We start from the raw sequence: 20,389 nt of genomic DNA, 5'->3' as shown, positions 1-20,389 counted from the left end.
GCGTTCCGGCCTGGTCGCGGCGGCCCTCGCCCGGCCTCGTATCCGTCTTCGTCGGCCTTGTGTCGAGCTTCCGTCGGCATGCTGTCGGCGTGCGGACGACCGTCGTTCGCACGTCTGTCGCCGACGATCGGACGCCCGGTCACGACCTGATCACGTCATGGCCACGGATCACCGAGAACGCCATCTGCGGGCGTCGCCGCGACCCCCTGCCGTGCCATCATCGAGCATCGAGAGCATCGGTTGTCCGGTGGAGCTGACTCCCCGGCGTTTCGCACAGGGAGGCCGCGTGTCCATGGATACCGGCCCCGACACGCATCGGCTTCCGGACGATCCCTTCGATTCCGAGGACCAGGAAGCAGTGCACGCACAGGAGCTCCGGGCACGGGAACTGACGCCGCTTCCGTCGCTGCCCGCGCAGGACGAGAACGCCCTGCACCGCCGCGAGCTGCGCCCGGAAGGGCGGTTGCGGGTCTGGCAGGTCCTCCCGATCGCCGCGCTGGCCACTCTCGGTTCGCTGATGTTCGCCTTCCCGCTGGCCTTCGAGGGCGGCGCGGGCGCCTCCGGCGACTCGGCGGGCAGCCTGGTCGGCATGCTCGGCCTCCTGCTGACGGCCGCGTCCGCCGGCTGGGGTGCGATGGCCGCGCGCCGCGCGGGCTACGTCTTCCCCGGCCTGCCCCGCGCCGGCTCCGGCAAGCGCGCCGGCTGGCGTCCCCTGCTCGCCTACACGGCCACGGCGCTGATCCTGCTCGCCCTGGGCCTCTGGCGCGTCGCCCACCTGCACGGCTGACCCCTCGCCGAACGGCCAACGCTCCTCGCGCGGCTGAGCCGTTGCCGTACGGCCAACGCTCCTCGGGCGGCTGACCCCTTGCCGTACGGCCCTAACGCTCCTCGGACGGCTGGGCCTTCGGTCCGCCGGGTGCGCCGCCGCCGAGGGGATGTCGTCCACCGCGAGCCGCGCTGCCGCACGACCCCGCTGGCCGCCGCGCCGATTCCGGGGCGCGCCGGATGCCTCCACGCCGCCTCGCGTCGACGGCGCCGAGCCGCAGTCGTGGGTGCCGCCGCCCCGCCCGTCGGCCGCGCCCCGCGCCTCGTCGGACCCGCCCCGCGAGGCCCGGACGACGAGGCGCGGGGCAGCTCACCCGTACCATGGATCACGTGAACGACATGGTGAAGGGCATCCGCTTCCTCAAGGGCCACGGGACCGAGAACGACTTCGTCATCCTCCCCGACCCCGACGGGCTGTTGGAGCTTTCCCCCGCCCAGGTGGCCCTGCTGTGCGACCGCCGGGCGGGCCTCGGCGCGGACGGGGTGCTGCGCGTGGTGCGCGCCGACGCGCACCCGGAGGTGAAGACTCACGCCGCCGCCGCGACCTGGTTCATGGACTACCGCAACGCCGACGGCAGCGTCGCCGAGATGTGCGGGAACGGCGTGCGCGTCTTCGCCCGCTACCTCGTCGCCGCCGGGCTCGCCGAGCCGGGGGAGCTCGCCGTCGCGACCCGGGCGGGCATCCGACGGGTGCGCGTGCCCGCCGAGGGCGACGTCACCGTGGACATGGGCAAGGCGCTGCTGCCCGGACCGGAGACCGGCATCGAGGTCGCCGTCGGCGACCACCGCTGGCCCGCGCACAACGTGAACATGGGCAACCCGCACGCCGTCGCCTTCGTCGAGGACCTCGCCGACGCCGGCGACCTGTTCACCGCTCCCGAGGTCACGCCCGCCGCCGTCTACCCCGAAGGGGTGAACGTCGAGTTCGTCGTGGACCGCGGCCCACGGCACGTCGCGATGCGTGTGCACGAGCGCGGCTCCGGCGAGACCCGCTCCTGCGGGACCGGCACCTGTGCCGTGATGGTCGCCGCCGCGCGCCGAGACGGCGTGGATCCGGCCGTCACCGGTGAGCCCGCCACGTACACCGTCGACGTGCCCGGCGGACGCCTGGTGATCACCGAGCGTCCGGACGGCGGGATCGAGATGACCGGCCCGGCCCTCATCCTCGCCGAGGGCGAGTTCGACGCCGACTGGCTACTCACCGCCCGCGGCTGAGCGCCGCCTTCCGGTGAACTCTTTATCCTTGCCACTCGCGAGCCGGTTCAAATCCCCCGAATGGGTGATCAAGGTGACGTTCGGAACACGTGGCGTCGCTGTGTGTGTTGCACTCGCTAGCATGGACCATCGGAGCTGCCGCCTGCTCCGGTGATCGCTGCCGGAGGTGCGCATGAATGCCGGTGAAGTCCACGCCGTGCCGGGCGTCCCCGGCGCCCCCCTGGAGGGGTCGCTGGAAGGACGCAGAACCGTCTCTGCAGTCTCGGCCTCAGTGTCGTCCTCTGCGTTCTCCGCAGTCCGCGCACTGCCGGGGCTGCGCCGGGCCGCCCTCGGACGGGCGGGCCTGGGCCGTGCGGGTCTGAGCCGAACGGGGCTGGGCCGTGCGGGGATAGCGGCGCTGCTGGCCGGAGGGCGGCCGCAGTCCGCGAACGCCCTGGAGCCGGTGATCCGCGCGCACCGACTGCACCATCCGCGCTCGGAGTTGGACCTCGCCCTGCTCGACCGCGCCTATCAGGTCGCCGAGGCGTCCCACCGCGGCCAGAAGCGCAAGAGCGGCGAGCCCTACATCACGCACCCGCTCGCCGTCGCCATGATCCTCGCCCAACTCGGCGCCGAGACCACGACGCTGGTGGCCGCGCTGCTCCACGACACCGTCGAGGACACGGCGATGACACTGGATCAGGTGCGCGAGGGTTTCGGCGAGGAGGTGGCCTATCTCGTCGACGGCGTCACCAAGTTGGAGAAGGTCGACTTCGGCGCGGCGGCGGAGGCCGAGACCTTCAGGAAGATGCTGGTCGCCACCGGGCGTGACGTCCGGGTCATGGTGATCAAGCTCGCCGACCGGCTGCACAACATGCGCACGATCCGTCATATGAAGCCCGCCAGTCAGATCCGGATCGCCACCGTCACCCGCGACGTGCTCATCCCGCTGGCCGAACGCCTGGGCATCCAGGTGGTCAAGACGGAGCTCGAGGACATCGTCTTCGCCACCCTCCACCCCGACGAGTACGCCGCCACCAGAGACCTGCTGACGGCCGACGGCGCCCGCCGCGGCCGGTTGGGTCCGCCCGCGGCCGAACCGGGTGCGTCCGCCTCGTCCCTTCCGGCCGCCGGGGGAGCCGCGGGAGCACGGGGAGCAGCCGGAACGGCCGGACCGACCGGACCGGTCGATGAGGCCGGTGCCCACGCCGGTGTCGGCGGAGGCGCAGGCGGAGGCCCGGGCGGCCCTGCCGCCGCTGCCGGTGCCGCCCCGGGTGCGGGCGCCGCGGACGGCCCGGCCGCCGAGCCGTTGGAGGCGTTCGCCGCGCAGCTGCGTCGGCAACTGCGGGACGCCCGCGTCTCCGCCGAGGTCAGCGTCCGTCCGCGCCACTGCGTCTCGCTGCAGCGGGCCAGACTGCGCCGCGGTGCCGAGCTCGGACCGGCCGACTTCGGCCGACTGCTCGTCGTGGTCGAGGAGAACGCCGACTGCTACGCCGTCCTCGGCGAGCTGCACACCTGCTGGACGCCGCTGCCCGGCGAGTTCAAGGACTACATCGCCGCGCCCAAGTTCAACCTCTACCAGTCCCTGCACACCTCCGTGGCGACCGGGCACGGCGAGGTGGTGGAGGTGCTGGTCCGCACCGCGCGGATGCATCAGGTCGCCGAGTTCGGCGTGGTCGCGCTCGGAGCCCCGGGCGCTGCCGCGCTGGGCTCCGGCGAGGCCGGTGCGGAGACCGCCGTGGAGACCCCCGCGAAGTCCGCCGTGAATTCCGCCGTGGACGCCGCCGCTGAGGCCGCCGCGGACGAGGCCGAGGGGCGCGACCCGCTCGACCACACCGATCCGGCGCGTCCCGGCTGGCTGGCCCGGCTGCTGGACTGGCAGCGCGAGACGCCCGACCCGGACACCTTCTGGTCCCAGCTGACCGCCGACCTCGCGGGCGACGGGGAGATCACCGTCCTCGCCGGTGACGTGGGCGAGGGCGGGCGGTCCGCGCGGCTGCAACTGCCGGCGGGCGCCACCGGGGTGGACGCCGCCTACGCTCCGGGCGAGGAAAACGGCCACCGATGTATCGGCATGCGGGTCAACGGCCGTCTCACCGCCCTGTCCACCCCGCTCCAGGACGGGGACACCGTCGAGCTGCTCACCGAGCCGCCCGGTGAGGAGACCGCCGGGCCGGCCCCCGAGTGGCTGGCCCACGCCCGGACGCCGGGCGCCCGGATCGCCATCGAGCGCTGGCTCGCGGGACACCCGGATCAGGAGCAGACCGCGGGGGCGTCCCCCGGGCCGCTGGCCGGGGCGCCGCGCGCCCGGCGTGGGGGCGTCGGAGCACTGCTCGGCGGCGGTCCCGTCGACGCGAGCCGTGCCGTGATCACCGCTCCGGCCATGCCCGACGCACCGGTCCGGCTGGCCCGCTGCTGCACGCCCGTGCCGCCCGACGCGCTGCTCTGCTTCGCGATCCGCGGCGGCGGCCTCGCCGCCCACCGCGACGACTGCCCGACCGGCACGGCCATGCGCGGCGCGGGACGCCCGCCCGTCGTGGCGCACTGGCTGGAGAGTCCCACGCCCACCGGCTACCGGGTGACCATCCAGGCCGATGCTCTGGGGCGCCCGCGGCTCCTCGCGGACCTCACCGCCGCCATGTCCGGCGCGGGCGTCGACATCATCTCCGCCGAGGTCGAGCCCCCTCGCGAGCTACAGGTCCGCCACACGTACACGGTCGAGCTCCCGGCACCGGAGGCACTGCCCGAGCTGATGCGGGCGATGCTGCGCGTCCCGGGGGTGTACGACGTCTACCGCGCCGCGGGAACGGGTGGTCGGGCGTCCGGCCGCGCGGCGGCCCAGGCCGAGGCCGCGTCGTGGGCCGAAGCCGTGTCGCTGGCGGAGGCCGCGTCGTTGGCGGAGGCGGCAGCCGGACGGGAGGCCGTCGGCACGCGAAATGATGGTGACCTGAGCCGGAGGGGCGTGCGACCATCGAGGGGAATGCGCGGCAGACCTGCTGCGTTCTCCTCCTTGGGGGATTCCTCGCAGCACCTGGTCGGCCACTCGCAGGACGAGCGGCCGGAGCCGGAGCTGTCGAGGGAGTAGGGCCCCGACCGACTGCCAAAGGATGCAATGACCTCCACGTTCGAAACCCGCGACGCCGACGCGAACGACAACGGCCGCGGCAACCGCCGCCCGGCCGACCTGCGCGCAGAGGCACTGATGGACGAGGACCTCGCGGGAATCGACGGGGTTCCCGGGCGCCTCTACACCAACGACTACGACGGCGACCAGTACGACCGCTCGGACCGAGCGTCGCTGCGTCGCGTCACCGGGCTCTCCACCGAGCTCGAGGACGTCACCGAGGTCGAGTACCGACAGCTCCGCCTGGAGCGCGTCGTGCTCGTCGGCGTGTGGACGGACGGCACCGCCGAGGAGGCCGAGAACTCGCTCGCCGAGCTCGCCGCCCTCGCCGAGACCGCCGGTTCCCAGGTGCTCGACGGCGTGATCCAGCGCCGCGAACGGCCCGACCCGGCCACCTACATCGGTTCCGGCAAAGCCGCCGAGCTGCGCGACATCGTGCTCTCCACCGGCGCCGACACGGTGGTCTGCGACGGCGAGCTCTCGCCCGCCCAGCTGATCCACCTGGAGGACGTCGTCAAGGTCAAGGTGGTCGACCGGACCGCCCTGATCCTGGACATCTTCGCCCAGCACGCCAAGTCCCGAGAGGGCAAGGCGCAGGTCTCGCTCGCGCAGATGCAGTACATGCTGCCGCGACTGCGAGGCTGGGGTCAGTCCCTGTCCCGGCAGATGGGTGGTGGCGGCTCCGGCTCGTCCGGCGGCGGTATGGCCACCCGTGGTCCCGGTGAGACCAAGATCGAGACGGACCGGCGCCGGATCCGCGAGAAGATGGCGAAGCTGCGCCGGGAGATCGCGGACATGAAGAAGGGCCGCGACACCAAGCGCCAGGAGCGTCGGCGCAACCAGGTGCCGTCGGTGGCCATCGCCGGCTACACCAACGCCGGGAAGTCCTCCCTGCTCAACCGGCTCACCGGCGCCGGTGTGCTGGTGGAGAACGCCCTGTTCGCCACGCTGGACCCGACCGTCCGCCGCGCCGAGACGCCCGGCGGCCGCGTCTACACCCTGGCCGATACGGTCGGTTTCGTCCGGCACCTCCCGCACCACCTGGTCGAGGCGTTCCGCTCGACCATGGAGGAGGTCGCCGAGGCCGACCTGATCCTGCACGTCGTCGACGGCGCGCACCCCGAGCCGGAGGCCCAGCTGGCCGCCGTGCGCGAGGTCATCGTCGAGGTCGGCGCGCAGAACGTGCCGGAGATCGTGGTGATCAACAAGGCGGACGTCGCCGACCCGCTGGTCCTCGCGCGCCTGCTGCGCCGCGAGCCGCACGCGATCGCGGTCTCCGCGCGCTCCGGCGCCGGCATCGAGGAGCTGCTGACGCTCATCGAGTCCGAGCTGCCGCGTCCGTCGATCGAGGTCACCGCGCTCGTTCCGTACACGCGGGGCGACCTGGTGGCCAAGGTCCACCGCGACGGCGAGGTGCTGGGCGAGGAGCACAACGGCGAGGGCACCGTGCTGCGCGCCCGCGTCGGCTCCGAACTGGCCGCCGAGCTCGAGGCGTTCGCGCTCGCGCCGCTGGCACTGGCCGCCGCCGAGAGCTGACGGCTGCGAGCGCCGGCGGCCGAAGGGTCGCAAGCGCTGAGGGCTGAGGGCTGAGGCCCGTGCGCCCGGGATTCGTTCCCGGGTGCGCGGGCCTCAGCCCTTTCGTTTCCGCGTCGTCCCACGTGCAGCTCGTGTGCGGGGTTTGTGCAAGGCCGTTTCTCCGTGGCGCTCATGGTCGTTAGCCCGATGGAACGTCACCCGAAGGGGGTGCGTACCACCGCAACCGGGGCTGCTCGTTCGGGTGGTTGCCCGTCCGCGAGGAGGTACTGAGCCCATGTCCACCAGGGCCCCCATGTCGTCCACGGCACCGACCATCGCCGCGACTTCCCCAAGGAGCGTTGCCGCCGGCACCGCCGGCGGCAACGCCGAGGCGATCCTGGGTCGGCAGGCCGCTCGTGAGTCCTCTGCCCGCACGTACGCGCGGTCCCTGCCGATCGTCCCGGTCCGTGCCCGGGGCATGACCGTCGAGGGCGCCGACGGACGCCGCTACCTCGACTGCCTGGCCGGCGCGGGGACCCTCGCCCTCGGCCACAACCACCCCGTCGTGCTGGAGGCGATCCGCGCGGTCCTGGAGTCCGAAGCCCCCCTGCACGTCCTGGACCTGGCGACGCCGGTGAAGGACGAGTTCACCACCGCGCTGTTCGAGACGCTGCCGCCCTCGCTGGCGCGCGACGGACGCATCCAGTTCTGCGGCCCGGCCGGGACGGACGCGGTCGAGGCCGCGCTGAAGCTGGTCCGCCTCGCCACCGGCCGTCACGGCCTGCTCGCCTTCACCGGCGGCTACCACGGTCAGACCGCCGGCTCGCTCGCGGCCACGGGTGACGTCGCCGTGCGCGCCGGGTTGGGCGAGGGGGGTGGCGCGGGCGCTTCGGTGACCCGTCTGCCTTACCCCTACGCCTATCGCTGCCCGTTCGGCATCGGCGGCTCCGCCGGGGCCCGGCTGGGGACGCGGTGGACCGCCTCCCTGCTCGACGACCCGAAGGGCGGCGTTGAGCGCCCGGCGGGAATGCTCGTCGAGGTCGTCCAGGGGGAGGGTGGCGTCATCCCCGCTCCCGACGAGTGGCTGCGCGAGCAGCGGGAGTTGACCGCCCGCCACGGCATCCCGCTGATCGTGGACGAGGTGCAGACCGGCGTCGGCCGCACCGGCGCCTTCTGGGCCGTCGAGCACTCCGGGGTCGAGCCGGACGTCATGGTCGTCTCCAAGGCGGTCGGCGGCAGCCTGCCGCTGGCTGCGATCGTCTACCGCTCCGACCTCGACGTCTGGTCGCCCGGCGCCCACGCCGGCACCTTCCGGGGCAACCAACTCGCCATGGCGGCGGGCGCGGCGACGCTCCGCTTCGTCCGCGAGCAGGATCTGGCCGCCCGCGCCGCCGAGCTCGGCACCCGCATGCTGGCCCGTCTGCGGGGCATCCAGCGCGAACTCCCCGTCATCGGTGACGTGCGGGGCCGGGGCCTGATGCTGGGCATCGAGCTGGTGGACCACCAAGCCGCCCCCGACGACCTCGGCGCCCGCCCGGCCGCCCCCGAACTGGCCCACGCCGTCCGGGCCGAGGCGCTCCGACGAGGCCTGATCCTCGAACTCGGCGGCCGATACGGCTCGGTGGTCCGCCTGCTGCCACCGCTCACGATGACGGACGAGCAGGCGGAGGCGGTGCTGGAACGCCTCGCCGACGCGATCGACTCAGCCGCGCGCCTGCTCCACGGCCCGGACTGGCTGCCCGCCGCGAGACCGACGCCGGCACTGGCCGCGCGGACGTCGGGACCGACCCCGCTCGCTGCCGCTTCGACCCGCTCGACGGCTTCGACGCCGTCGACTGCTTCGACCCGCGCGACCCTCCCGACGCGGGCCGACCGTGTTCCGGTTGCCCGCTCCGGCGGTGTGGAATGACCCCGGAGGGAGCGCGGGGCAGGCGGTCCGAGCCCCCCGACGCGAGAGGCGCTGCCGCTGTTGCCGCTGGTGGTGTCGGCGCCGGTGCCGGTGCTGCGCCGGGGGGTGGCGCGGACTCCGGGAAGGCGGCAGACGCCGCCGGTTTCGTGGGCGCTGGTGCGGGCGCGGGCCTGGGGCTGGGCGGCGGTGCCAGTGGTGGCCGTGGTCGTGGGCGTGGCGGTGGCGCAGGGAGCAGGGGGCTCGCGCGGGGCGCGGAGCTCGCGGGCGGGTTGGACGGCCCCGAGGCTCTGGCGCCTCTGCTGGCGCAGGTGTTGGGGGCGCTGCGGGTCGGGGCGGAGGCACGGGGCGGGCCGCTGCCCGCCGGCGGTCCGACAGGCGTCGCCCGTCTGCTCCGCGAACTGCTCACCCCCGAGGCCCTGCTCCCCGAGACCGGCGACCCCGAAGCCCTCGTCGAGTTGACCCGTGCGCTGGCGGCCACCGCGGCGGATCCCGCCGATCCCGCGTGCGCCGCCCATCTGCACGTCCCGTCCCTCGCCGTCGCCGCCGCCGCGGACCTGGCCGTGGCCGCGCTGAACCCCTCCCTCGACTCCTGGGACCAGGCCCCCGGCGGCACCGAGATCGAGACGGCCGTGCTGCGGCTCCTCGCCGAGACGGTGGGGTTCGAACGTCCCGACGCCGCACGCGGCGTCTTCACCACCGGCGGGACCGAGTCCAACCTGATGGCCCTGCTGCTCGCTCGGGACGCCGTGCTGGCACGCGAGTTCGCCGTCCAGGGGGGTGGCGCGATCCCCGCTGAGGCGGCAGGACGGCTGCAGGTCTTCTGCTCGGCCGCAGCGCACTTCTCGCTCGCCCGAGCGGCCGGTGTGCTCGGCCTCGGCTCCCAGGCCGTGGTCCCGATCGAGGTGGCCGACGACGGGGCCATGGATCCGCGCCTGCTCGACTGGAGTCTTGCCGACGCCCGTACCGCCGGGAGCATCCCGTGCTGCGTCGTCGCGACGGCCGGGACGACGGACCGCGGTGCAGTCGACCCGCTGCGTTCCGTCGCCGCCGTCGCCCGTCGCCATGGTGTGCCGCTGCACGTGGACGCCGCCTACGGGGGTGGCGCGCTCTTCTCGCGGACCCTCGCGCCGCTGCTCGACGGGTTGGGCCTCGCCGACACCGTCGGTCTCGACCTGCACAAGCTGGGGTGGCAGCCGGTCGCGGCCGGGGTTCTGCTGGCCGCCGACGCGGCGACGCTGAGCCCGCTGGAACAGCGCGTGGCGTACCTCAACGCGGTCGACGACGAGGAGGCCGGGTACACCTCGCTCCTCGGCCGCTCCCTGCGCACGACCCGCCGACCCGACGCCTTCAAGGTGGCCGTGACCCTGCGGAGCCTCGGCCGGACCAGACTCGGCGCCATGGTCGACCGCTGCCACGAGCTCGCACGTCACGCCGCCCGCGTGATCGCCGCCGAGCCGCGCCTGGAGCTCGTCGCGCCACCGGTGCTGACCACGGTCCTCTTCCGTTACCTGCCCGAGCCCGGGTCCGGGCCCGATGCCGCGTCTGCCCGGGTCCGTGACCGCGACGGTGACGGCGGCGTCGTCCTCGGCGTCGGCGGGCTCGGTGTCGACGGGCTCAGCGTCGCGGACCTCGTCAACGCCGAGCTGCGCCGACTGCTGCTCGCCAACGGCACGGCCGTCGTCGGTCGCACCGAACTGCCGGGAGCCGGCGGAGGTGTGCGGCTGAAGCTCACCCTGCTCAACCCTCACACCACAGAGGCGGATCTGGACCGACTGCTCGCTCTGGTCGTCGCGGCGGGAGCCGCGGTCGAGCACGAACGGGCCGGCCGCGCCGGGTCCGACCGGCCTCACCCGAGTAAGACCCAGGAGAAGCCCGCGTGACCACCCTTCCCGCGCAGCAGCCCCTCACGTCCCCGCCCTCGACCGCACCGGCGGGCGGCGTCACCCCGCTCACCGCCCCCGATCCGTTGCACCATCCGGATCCGGTCGCGGTCGCGGACGCCGCCGCGATCGAGAACCTGCTGCGCTGCTGGGTACGTGAGACGGGCACGGAGGTACCCGCCACGGGGCGGTGCCTGGAACTCCCGCTGGAGGACGGCCTGCTGCTGCGCGCGCCCGTGCGCTACCGGTCGCCCGCCGGCTGGCACCGGTTCGGGCCTGCCGAACTGGTGTGCCGAGCGGACGAGGCGGCATCCGCTGCGCCCGCCCAGTCCGGCACGTCCGGCACGTCCGCCCCCTCCGCCATGCCCGCCGCCCCCTCCGTCTCCGGTGTCGTCTCGGCCCGGCCGGCTGACGCCGTGACCGTCGCCGCCCTGCTGGCGCGAACGGCTGGATCCGCGAACCAGGGTGGCGGCGCGGTGGTGACGGCCGAGGGGGAGGCGGCCGGGGTCGGCTCGGAGCACGTCGCCGATCTGGCAGGGCGGGTCGCCGACTCGGTGCGGCGAACCGCGCAGTTCGTCGCCGTGCGGAGAGCCACCGCCGAGCCGGGGCCGAGCCTCACGCCGTTCCTCCGCTCCGAGCAGGCCCTGCTGCTGGGGCATCCGCTCCATCCGACGCCGAAGAGCCGCGAGGGCCTCGGTGACGCCGAAGCCGCCGCCTACTCACCGGAGTTGCGCGGCGCGCTGCACCTGCACTGGTTCGCGGTCGACCGTGCGCTCGTAGCCGCGGGTGAGGGGACGCTGCCGTCCTGGGCCTCGTCCGGCCGACGTGACGACGGCGCGCCGGACGGTCCGTCGGCGGACCTGCTCGGCGTGGCCGGAACGGCCCGGATCACCGCGGCCCTGCGCGGCGCGGACGCCTCTGCGCCGCCGGAGGGAACGGTCCTGCTGCCTGTCCACCCCTGGCAGGCGCGGGAGCTGAGCAACCGTCCGGACGTCCGCGCGCTCCTCGACGCGGGCCGCCTGCGTGACCTGGGTCAGGCGGGCGGGCTCTGGTATCCCACCTCCTCCGTGCGCACCGTCTACCAGCCGGGGACACCCTGGATGCTCAAGCTCTCCCTTGGGCTGCGCATCACCAACTCCCGCCGCGAGAACCTCCGCAAGGAGCTCCTGCGCGGTGCCGAGGTGCACCGGCTGCTGGAGGCCGGGTTGGGCGCCGAGTGGCGCGGCGCCCACCCCGAGTTCGACATCGTCCGCGATCCTGCCTGGATCGGCGTCGACATGCCCGGTGCGGCGGAGGGGGAGGCGGAGTCCGCCGTCGCGAACGGCTTCGACACCGTTCTGCGCCAGAACCCCTTCGGCGCCGAGGAGCGGGCCCACTGCCTGGCCGGCTTGGTGGCCGAACGCCCCTGGGCCGGTGGGTACGCCTCCCACCTCGCCGAACTGATCCACCGGCTGTCCGCCCGAAGCGGCCGCCCCGTGCCCACCGTCGCGGCGGAATGGTTCCTGCGCCACCTCGACGCCGTGGTGCTGCCCATCCTCTGGCTGGACGGGCACGCGGGCATCGCCCTGGAGGCCCACCAGCAGAACAGCCTGGTCGTTCTCGATGCGGACGGCTGGCCCGTCGGCGGCCGCTACCGCGACAACCAGGGCTACTACTTCCGCGACTCCGCGGCCGCGGCACTGGAGCGGCGGCTGCCGGGGATCGGCCGGACCAGCGACACCTTCGTCCCGGACGCCGTGGCGGACGAGCGCTTCGCCTACTATCTGGGCATCAATCACCTCCTCGGTCTGGTGGGCGCGTTCGGCGCCCAGGATCTGGTCGACGAGCGGGTGCTGCTCGCCGCACTGCGAGGCTTCCTGGCGAGGCAGGGCGCGGCCACTGGTTCCCCCCTGTCCGCCCGGCTGCTGGAGACGCCTCTCCTGCGTTGCAAGGCGAACCTGCTGACCCGGTTGCACGGCATGGACGAGCTCGTCGGGCCGGTGGAGACACAGTCGGTGTACGTCCCTTACGCCAACCCGCTCGTGCTCTCCGCTCCGGCGTCGGTGGTGCCTTCTGTGCCTGCACAGCCCGGGCTCGCCTTCTCGGCGGGACCCGCCTCCTCGTCGATGTCCGCCGCGGAGCCGGGGACCGGCGCGCTGGCCGGGGCGGACGCGTGAGCGACCAGCAGCGCGCACGGGGCGTTCACAGTGCCGCCGTGACGTCGACCGTGCAGGCCGTGCAGGCCGTGCAGGCAGCGCAGGCCGCGTCTGCCGCCTCGGCTCCGTCGGGGGTGCCTCCCGGGACGGCGCCCGGGACACCGCCCGGGGCGTCGCCTGGGGAGTCGCCTCGGGCACCTGGGGCGTCGCCGGGGGTTCCGACGCAGCATCGGGCTCCTGGGCAACCGAGGACCGTTCACCCGCCGTGGCAGCGACCGCACTGGGCCCGGCGGGACGATCTCCTCGACGGTGTGACCCGTTGGGGCGTGATGCACACCCGGCACGGCGACTTCCGTCTCCAGCCCGTCCGGCTGCCGCGTGACCTTCCGCTGCTGGTGGACTGGATGAACGATCCGGTGGTGTCGGCGTTCTGGGAGCTGTGCGGACCGCCCGAGCTCACCGAGCACCATGTGCGCGCCCAACTCGACGGGGACGGGCGCAGCCTGCCCTGCCTCGGCCTGCTCGACGAGACGCCCATGAGCTACTGGGAGATCTACCGGGCCGATCTGGATCCGTTGGCCCGGCACTACGCCGCGCGCCCGCACGACACCGGTCTCCACCTGCTCGTCGGCCCGGCGGCCCAGCGTGGTCGCGGCGTCGGGAGCACCCTCCTGGCCGCACTCACCCGGCGCATCCTCCGCGAGAGACAGGCGGCCCGGCGGATCGTCGCCGAACCGGACGTGCGCAACCTGCCGTCCGTGCGCGCCTTCCTACGGGCCGGCTTCCGTTTCGAGTCCGAGCTGCTGCTGCCGGAGAAACACGCCGCGCTGATGGTGTTCGACCGGCCGAGTTGAGCGGCGCAGCCCCGGAGCGTCCCGCGAACGCGCGCCGGACCAGCCCCGTCGGCTCCCCTCGGGTGCTGCCAGGTCTTCTCGCATCGCCGGGGCGCTCGGCGGTTCTCCGTCTGTCTCCTCCTTCCCGTCAGCCCCCCGTCACCCCAACCGCCATGCCCTCCGTCACCCCACCCGTCCCCCTTTCCCGTCACCGTTCGAAGGAGCCAGCCAGTGGATCCCTCACGTTCACCGGGCGGAGCCGCCGCCCGTCGGTCGGCGACGCGCCGCGCGTACACCGACGACAGCCGCGCCCATGAGGTCCACGACCTCGTCGGCGTGGGTCTCGGTCCGTTCAACCTCTCGCTCGCCGCCCTGGCCGATCGCGTGCCGGGCCTGCGGTCCGTCTTCCTCGAAGCCAAGCCGGAGTTCAGCTGGCACCCGGGCCTGATGATCGAAGGCGCCCGCATGCAGGTGCCCTTCCTCGCGGACCTGGTCTCGCTGGTGGACCCGACCAGCCCCTGGTCGTTCCTCGCCTACCTCGGCGACCGGGACCGTCTCTTCCCCTTCTACTTCGCCGAGCAGTGGCACCTGACACGCCGCGAGTACGCGGACTACTGCCTCTGGGCCGCCGAACGCCTGCCGAACTGCCGCTTCGACAGCCCCGTCACGTCCGTCCGCTGGAACGACGACCGCCGCGTCTTCGAGGTGGAGGTGCCGGGCCGGGACCCCTACCTCGCCCGTCATCTCGTGCTCGGAGTCGGTACCGAGCCCGTCATCCCGCCGGCCTTCGCCGAACTGGTCGACGCCGCAGGCCCGGCCGTGCACTCGGGCGAGTACCTCACTTCTCCCCGCTCACCCCTGACGCTAGCGCGGGGCACTGACAACTGCGGTGCGCTCCGTCCGCTCGGGGACGTCACCGTGGTCGGCTCGGGCCAGTCCGGCGCCGAGGTCTTCCTCGACCTGCTGCGCCGTCGCGGGAGGGACGCAGGTCCACACCTGCGCTGGATCACCCGCACCGCCGCATTCGCGCCGATGGAGTACTCCAGGCTCGGTCTGGAGCACTTCACTCCGGACTACACCCGCTACTTCCACTCGCTCCCCGAGCCCACCCGCGACGCTCTCGTCCCGCGTCAGTGGCAGTTGTACAAGGCGGCCAGCGCCGAGACCCTGGCCGCCGTCCACGAGGCCCTGTACGAGCGCACCACGGCCGGCGGCTCGGCGGACGTGGAGATCGTGCCGGGCACGGAGGTGCTGGCGGCCCGCCGCAACCCCGGTGGCGGGCTCGAACTGCGCTGCGGCCACCCGCAGTCGGGTGCCGCCTACGCGCTCCGCACCGATCTCGCCGTCCTGGCCACCGGCTACGCGGCACGTCGGCCGGCGCTGCTCGACCCCGTCCGGGACCTGGTCGACTGGGATGCCAAGGGGCGCTACCGGGTGGGCCTGGACCACCGGGTGGGCCTGCGGGCGGACATCACCGCCGGGCTCTTCGTGCAGAACGCCGAACTCCACACCCACGGCGTCGGCACGCCCGATCTCGGCCTCGGCGCGCACCGTGCCGCCGTGATCCTCAACGCCGTCTGCACCGAGGTGCTCGGCCGCCCCGTGTACCGGCTCCCGGAGGAAACGGCGTGGACCACCTTCGGCCGCCCGCGCAGCGCGCTGGACGTGCCGCCGGACGCCGGCGGCCACTCCGTGACCTGTGCCACCGCCCGTTCCGGCGCCCTGGCCGCCGCCCACACGCGGGCCGCCGATCTCGCCGACGGCCCTGTGCACGTGGCGCACCTCGGCGCCCATGAAAGCCCCGCAGCCCTGGTTCACCCCTGACAATCGGCCGTCCATGACGCTAGGCTCCGCGCCATGGATGATCAACTGTCGCTGCCTGCCGCGCCGCTGACCGTGGCCGCCGGACAGGCCGTCTGCGCTTCGCTCGACCTCGTCGCCAACGCGGCCACCGCCGCCGACCTGGTCCGCCGCGCCGCCGATCGCGGCGCCGACCTGCTCGTCCTGCCGGAGCTCTTCCTCACCGGTTACGAGCTCCCGGGCATCACGGCCGACCCGGGCCGGCACACCACCGGCGCAGACGACTCGCGTCTCGACCCCCTGCGCGAGGCCTGCGCCGCTCATCGCACCGCCCTCGTCGTCGGTGCGCCGACTCGCGCCGAGGACGGCACGCCCCGGATCTCCGCGCTCGCCTTCGACCGCGACGGCAAGCTGGCGGCCACCTACGACAAGCAGCACGCGACGCCGAGCGAGCGCGACGCCGGAATCGCGCCCGGGAGCTGCGGCACCACGTTCGTGCTCGACGGCTGGCGCTTCGGCCTCAGCATCTGCTGGGACTCCTCCTTTCCCGAGCACGCCCGCGCCGCCGCCCTGGACGGCTGCCACGCCTACCTGAACGGCGGCATGTTCAGCCCGGGCTTCTCCGCCAAGGCCAACTCGTTCCTGTTTCCGGCACGGGCCATGGACAACACGTCCTACGCGGTGCTCGCCAACCACTGCGGGCCGAGCGGCCCGTACTCCGGCGGCGGCCACAGCGCGATCTGGGGACCGCTCGGCGAGCTGCTCGCCGACGCCGGCACGGCCGATCCGGGTCTGGCCGTCGCCGAGTTCGCCCCCGAGGTGCTGCGTGCCGCCCGCGCGGAGGAACCCGTGCTGGTGGATCCGAGCCTGACCGCACCGGTCCGGCCGCGATTTGTCGGTGGTGCCCTCTAGGGTGGGAGGGCCATGAGTGACAGCATCCTTGAGCCAGACCCGGCCGATTCCGGCGCCGCCTCCGAGCCCTCCGGCGCAGCGCCCGACGCGCCCTCCGGTGAGGCCGCCCCCGCCGGCGCAGACGCCCCTTCGCGCATTCGCGAGCTGCTCCACGCCGCCGTCACGGCGGTGGGTGGAACCGAGCGTCCCGGCCAGGTGGCGATGGCTGAGGCCGTCGCCGCCGCGGTCGGGAACGGCGAGCAACTGCTCGTCCAGGCCGGCACGGGGACGGGCAAGTCGCTCGCCTATCTGGTCCCCGCCCTCGCCCACGGCGACAAGGTGGTCGTCGCGACGGCCACGCTGGCCCTGCAACGGCAGCTCGTGGAACGCGATCTGCCGCGCACGGTCGACGCGCTGCATCCGCTGCTGCGTCGCAAGCCCACCTTCGCGATGCTCAAGGGTCGCTCCAACTACGTCTGCCTGCATCGGGTCCACGAGGGCGCGCCCAGCGACGACGAGGCCGGCCTGTTCGATCCGGCCGAGGTCCTCGGCGGCCCGAGCAGCAAGCTCGGGCAGGACATCGTCCGCCTGCGCGACTGGGCCGACGAGACGGAGACCGGGGACCGCGACGACCTGTCACCGGGTGTCTCCGACAAGGCGTGGCAGCAGCTCTCGGTCAGCTCCCGGGAGTGTCTCGGCGCGACCAAGTGCCCGTACGGCGGGGAGTGCTTCGCCGAGAAGGCGCGCGAGCGGGCCAAGCTCGCCGACGTGGTGGTCACCAACCACGCCCTGCTCGCCATCGACTCCCTGGAGGGCGCTCCCGTCCTGCCGGAGCACGGGCTGCTGATCGTCGACGAGGCGCACGAGCTGGTCTCCCGGGTCACCGGCATCGCCACCGCCGAGCTCACCACCACGGGCGTGAACCGCGCGGTCAAGCGTGCCGCCAAGCTCGCCAACGAGAAGTCCGTCGACAAGCTCCAGGCGGCGGCGGAGAACTACCACGGCCTGATGGAGATCGCCGACGGAGGACGCGTCGAGGAGCTCCCGGAGAACCTCTACTTCGCCGTCGCGGCGATCCGGGAGGCGGCCCGTGAGGTGATCACCTCGCTCGGCGAGATCCGCGACCGCGGCGTCAGCGACGAGGACGCCGTGCGCAAGCAGGCGATGGCCTCGCTGGAGACCATCCACGACACCACGGACCGGCTGCTGGAGGGCAGCGTCTACGACGTCGTCTGGATCGACCGCAACGACCGGTTCCTGGCCGCTCCCGCCTCCTTGCGGGTGGCTCCGTTGAGCGTCTCCGGGCTGCTGCGGGAGAACCTCTACACGGACCGCTCGGTCGTGCTGACCTCGGCCACTCTCAAGCTGGGCGGCGATTTCACGGGCGTCGCGTCCTCGCTCGGCCTCTCCTCCACGGGGCGTGACGACGTGGGGGAGGCGATCGAGGGCGCCGGCGCCGTTCCGGTCTGGCGCGGCCTGGATGTCGGCTCGCCCTTCGACTACCGCAAGCAGGGCATCCTGTACGTCGCCCGCCATCTGCCCCCGCCGGGTCGCGGTCCGGAGCGTCCGGAGATGCTGGAGGAGCTCGCCGACCTGATCGGCGCGGCGGGCGGCCGCACCCTCGGTCTCTTCTCCTCCATGCGTGCCGCCCAGGCGGCGGCGGAGGCGCTGCGCGAGCGCGTTCCGGGCGAGATCCTGCTCCAGGGCGAGGACACCCTGGGGGAGTTGATCAAGCGCTTCGCCGCCGATGCGGCGTCCTGCCTCTTCGGCACGCTCTCGCTCTGGCAGGGCGTGGACGTGCCGGGCTCGGCCTGCCAACTGGTCGTGATGGACCGCATCCCGTTCCCGCGGCCGGACGACCCGCTGATGAGCGCCCGCCAGAAGGCCGTCGAGGAACACGGCGGCAACGGCTTCATGGCGGTGGCGGCCACGCACGCCGCTCTGCTGATGGCTCAGGGCGCCGGCCGTCTCGTCCGCTCCGGCGACGACCGCGGCGTCGTCGCTGTCCTGGACTCGCGCCTGGCCACGGCTCGTTACGGCGGATTCTTCCGCTCCTCGATGCCGGAGTTCTGGTACACGACGGACCGCAACCAGGTCCGGCGCTCCCTCGCCGCGATCAACGCCTCGGCGCCCCCTGTCCGGGCACGCTAGCCGGGCGGGGCGAGCGGTACCCGCGAGCCGCCGGCGCCAGGAGCGGACCCAAAGACCGACTGCGAAGGCCGGAGTGCGAAGGGCGGAGTGCGAAGTCCGGAGGCTTCGGCGAATGACCGGGCGCAATGGCCGGGCTGGGGGAGCCGGCCCGCGGCGGAGATCCGCCGGCATGCGCCCGTGAAACGGCGGCGGGCGCGGGCGAAATCCGGACCGCCCGGATTTCGGCTGCGCCGCGCGTCCCACGGTGCCCCGGCCGACGCACGGTGTCGCACGGTGTCGGTCGGGGCCCAGGTAGTTCGGGCCCCAGATCAGGAGCCCGGGGTCACAGGCGGCGGAGGACCGCGACGACCTTGCCGAGAATGGTCGCGTTGTCGCCCGGAATGGGCTCGTACGCGGCATTGTGCGGCATCAGCCAGATGTGTCCGTCCTCGCGCTTGAGGCGCTTCACCGTGGCCTCCCCGTCGATCATCGCCGCGACGATGTCGCCGTTCTCGGCGACGGGCTGGCGGCGGACGGTGACCCAGTCGCCGTCGCAGATCGCGGCCTCGATCATCGAATCGCCGCTGACCTTCAGCACGAAGAGCTCACCGTCGCCGACGAGCTGGCGCGGCAGCGGGAAGACGTCCTCGACGGACTGCTCGGCGAGGATCGGACCACCGGCCGCGATCCGGCCGACCAGCGGGACGTAGGACGTGGCCGGGCGGCCGCTGTTGGCCTCGGGGACCGGGCGGGCCACCTCCATGCCGCGCACCTCGTAGGCGCGCGGGCGGTGCGGGTCGCGGCGCAGGAAGCCCTTGCGCTCCAGCGCCATCAGCTGGTGGGCGACGGAGGAGGTGCTGGACAGGCCCACGGCCTGACCGATCTCCCGCATGCTGGGCGGATATCCGCGTCGCTGCACCGAATCCCGGATGACCTCGATGACGCGGCGCTGGCGCTCGGTCAGCCCCGCCTCGTCGGTACGGATGCCCGGCGGGCGCCCTGGGAGCGCGCGACCGGGGCTTTCTTGCATATCCAAGGAGTGTCCCGAGGAGTGCGTGGCGGAAGGGCCGCTAGCCTGGTCCGGAACGAGGCCGGAGGCAAGGTTTCGCGTTTCTTCCTGGGTGGCGAACTGGGAGCGTTCCTGCACCGGGACGGTGCTGCTTTCTGCGATGGTCACGGCGGCCCCTCTCTACCTACGGACGTTCTCCCTTGAATAGGCCAACGGTAGGTCCTATCGAAAGGTTGCGCCAAACACACGTTCGAGTGAATTATTGCCAGAAACCCTGAACTGATCAAGGTTTCGGGTGTATTTCTACTCGCTCGTACGATCGCTTGTTCGAGTCGAATCCTCTCATGGATCACCTCCGAGCGTGCTCGAAACCCCCCTCTTCGACCTGTCCCGCGCGTCGTTCCGCGGGCGGTCGCGAGGGTCCGACGGGTGACCTGCGCCGATCGCGAAGCGTGAACCGATCGACACGACACGCGGTGGCGAGGTGGTGCGTGACACACCAGATCTAGTGGTTAGATAGGGGACCGCAGCCCACAGATTGTGGTCTGCCGCGGAGTGAGCACAGCCACAGTCAGGAGGGGAGCGGGACGTGCACTGCCCCTTCTGCCGTCACGCGGACAGCCGAGTCGTGGACTCCCGTACCACCGAGGACGGCAGCTCGATCCGACGCAGGCGCCAGTGTCCCGACTGCAACCGCCGGTTCACGACGGTGGAGACCGCCGCCTTGACGGTGGTGAAGCGCAGCGGGGTCACCGAGCCCTTCAGCCGCGACAAGGTGATCAACGGGGTCCGCAAGGCCTGCCAGGGCAGGCCCGTCACCGAAGACGCCCTCGCGCTGCTGGGCCAGCGGGTCGAGGAGGCGGTCCGCTCCACCGGGAGCGCCGAGCTGTCGGCCCACGACGTCGGACTGGCCATACTGGGCCCCCTCAAGGAGTTGGACGTCGTGGCCTACCTCCGGTTCGCCTCGGTGTACCGGGCCTACGACTCGCTCGAAGACTTCGAGGCCGCCATCGCCGAGCTCCGTACCGAGCTGCCCGGCGAGCGGCCCCCCGTGCCCGCGCCCACGCCCTGAACCCTCGGCACGTTCCAGGGTGCGCGCGGCACCTACTCAGCACTTCTTCTCTCTATGTGGTGCTGATCAGCA

At 73.3% G+C, this 20,389-nt stretch carries 13 protein-coding genes; 12 read left to right on the top strand and 1 reads right to left on the bottom strand.

All coding sequences use genetic code 11. The features are described 5' to 3' along the window. The first annotated feature begins 292 nt into the window (after positions 1-292). The 11 genes from TR50_RS04755 to TR50_RS04700 all read left to right on the top strand — a co-directional run bounded on the left by TR50_RS04755 (position 293) and on the right by TR50_RS04700 (position 18,257). The gene (locus tag TR50_RS04755; protein ID WP_052440716.1) at positions 293-787 is read left to right on the top strand and encodes a hypothetical protein; all 495 of its coding nucleotides are present in this window, start codon (positions 293-295) and stop codon (positions 785-787) included. A gap of 377 nt (positions 788-1,164) precedes the next feature. Then, on the top strand, positions 1,165-2,040 hold the full coding sequence (dapF, locus tag TR50_RS04750; protein ID WP_042414713.1) for a diaminopimelate epimerase: 876 nt from the start codon (positions 1,165-1,167) through the stop codon (positions 2,038-2,040). Between the two features lie 313 nt (positions 2,041-2,353). After that, the gene (locus TR50_RS48030; RefSeq protein ID WP_439654200.1) at positions 2,354-5,104 is read left to right on the top strand and encodes a RelA/SpoT family protein; all 2,751 of its coding nucleotides are present in this window, start codon (positions 2,354-2,356) and stop codon (positions 5,102-5,104) included. Between the two features lie 27 nt (positions 5,105-5,131). Further along, the gene (gene hflX, locus TR50_RS04735) at positions 5,132-6,679 is read left to right on the top strand and encodes a GTPase HflX (protein ID WP_042414328.1); all 1,548 of its coding nucleotides are present in this window, start codon (positions 5,132-5,134) and stop codon (positions 6,677-6,679) included. A gap of 274 nt (positions 6,680-6,953) precedes the next feature. After that, entirely contained in the window at positions 6,954-8,567 is a 1,614-nt protein-coding gene (locus tag TR50_RS04730; protein WP_152648241.1) for a diaminobutyrate--2-oxoglutarate transaminase family protein, read from the top strand. 269 nt (positions 8,568-8,836) lie between these two features. Then, positions 8,837-10,447 carry a pyridoxal phosphate-dependent decarboxylase family protein gene (locus TR50_RS04725; protein WP_042414325.1) on the top strand — a complete coding sequence of 537 codons (1,611 nt, stop codon included), beginning with the start codon at positions 8,837-8,839 and terminating at the stop codon, positions 10,445-10,447. After that, entirely contained in the window at positions 10,444-12,603 is a 2,160-nt protein-coding gene (locus TR50_RS04720) for an IucA/IucC family protein (RefSeq protein WP_063774992.1), read from the top strand. The genes TR50_RS04725 and TR50_RS04720 overlap by 4 nt, the downstream gene beginning before the upstream one ends. A gap of 113 nt (positions 12,604-12,716) precedes the next feature. Further along, positions 12,717-13,436: a GNAT family N-acetyltransferase gene (locus tag TR50_RS47865; RefSeq protein WP_236654281.1), complete on the top strand. Its 720-nt coding sequence runs from the start codon at positions 12,717-12,719 to the stop codon at positions 13,434-13,436. Positions 13,437-13,646: 210 nt separating this feature from the next. Then, complete coding sequence (locus TR50_RS04710; RefSeq protein WP_063774991.1) at positions 13,647-15,239, top strand: lysine N(6)-hydroxylase/L-ornithine N(5)-oxygenase family protein; 1,593 nt, start codon at positions 13,647-13,649, stop codon at positions 15,237-15,239. 33 nt (positions 15,240-15,272) lie between these two features. Further along, the gene (locus tag TR50_RS04705; RefSeq protein ID WP_042414323.1) at positions 15,273-16,127 is read left to right on the top strand and encodes a carbon-nitrogen hydrolase family protein; all 855 of its coding nucleotides are present in this window, start codon (positions 15,273-15,275) and stop codon (positions 16,125-16,127) included. Positions 16,128-16,139: 12 nt separating this feature from the next. Next, positions 16,140-18,257: an ATP-dependent DNA helicase gene (locus TR50_RS04700; RefSeq protein ID WP_084699727.1), complete on the top strand. Its 2,118-nt coding sequence runs from the start codon at positions 16,140-16,142 to the stop codon at positions 18,255-18,257. A gap of 322 nt (positions 18,258-18,579) precedes the next feature. Here the strand turns inward: TR50_RS04700 and lexA are convergent, their stop codons facing one another. Then, entirely contained in the window at positions 18,580-19,266 is a 687-nt protein-coding gene (gene lexA / locus TR50_RS04695; protein ID WP_042414319.1) for a transcriptional repressor LexA, read from the bottom strand. Between the two features lie 568 nt (positions 19,267-19,834). On the opposite strand from lexA, the gene nrdR reads away from it, so the two are divergent. Further along, on the top strand, positions 19,835-20,317 hold the full coding sequence (nrdR, locus tag TR50_RS04690; RefSeq protein ID WP_042414304.1) for a transcriptional regulator NrdR: 483 nt from the start codon (positions 19,835-19,837) through the stop codon (positions 20,315-20,317). Positions 20,318-20,389: the final 72 nt, after the last annotated feature.

The sequence above is a fragment of the Streptacidiphilus anmyonensis genome (assembly GCF_000787855.1).
Classification (GTDB): Bacteria; Actinomycetota; Actinomycetes; order Streptomycetales; family Streptomycetaceae; genus Streptacidiphilus; species Streptacidiphilus anmyonensis.
Note: the sequence above shows the minus strand (reverse complement) of the source record. Positions and strands in the feature narration are given on the sequence as shown.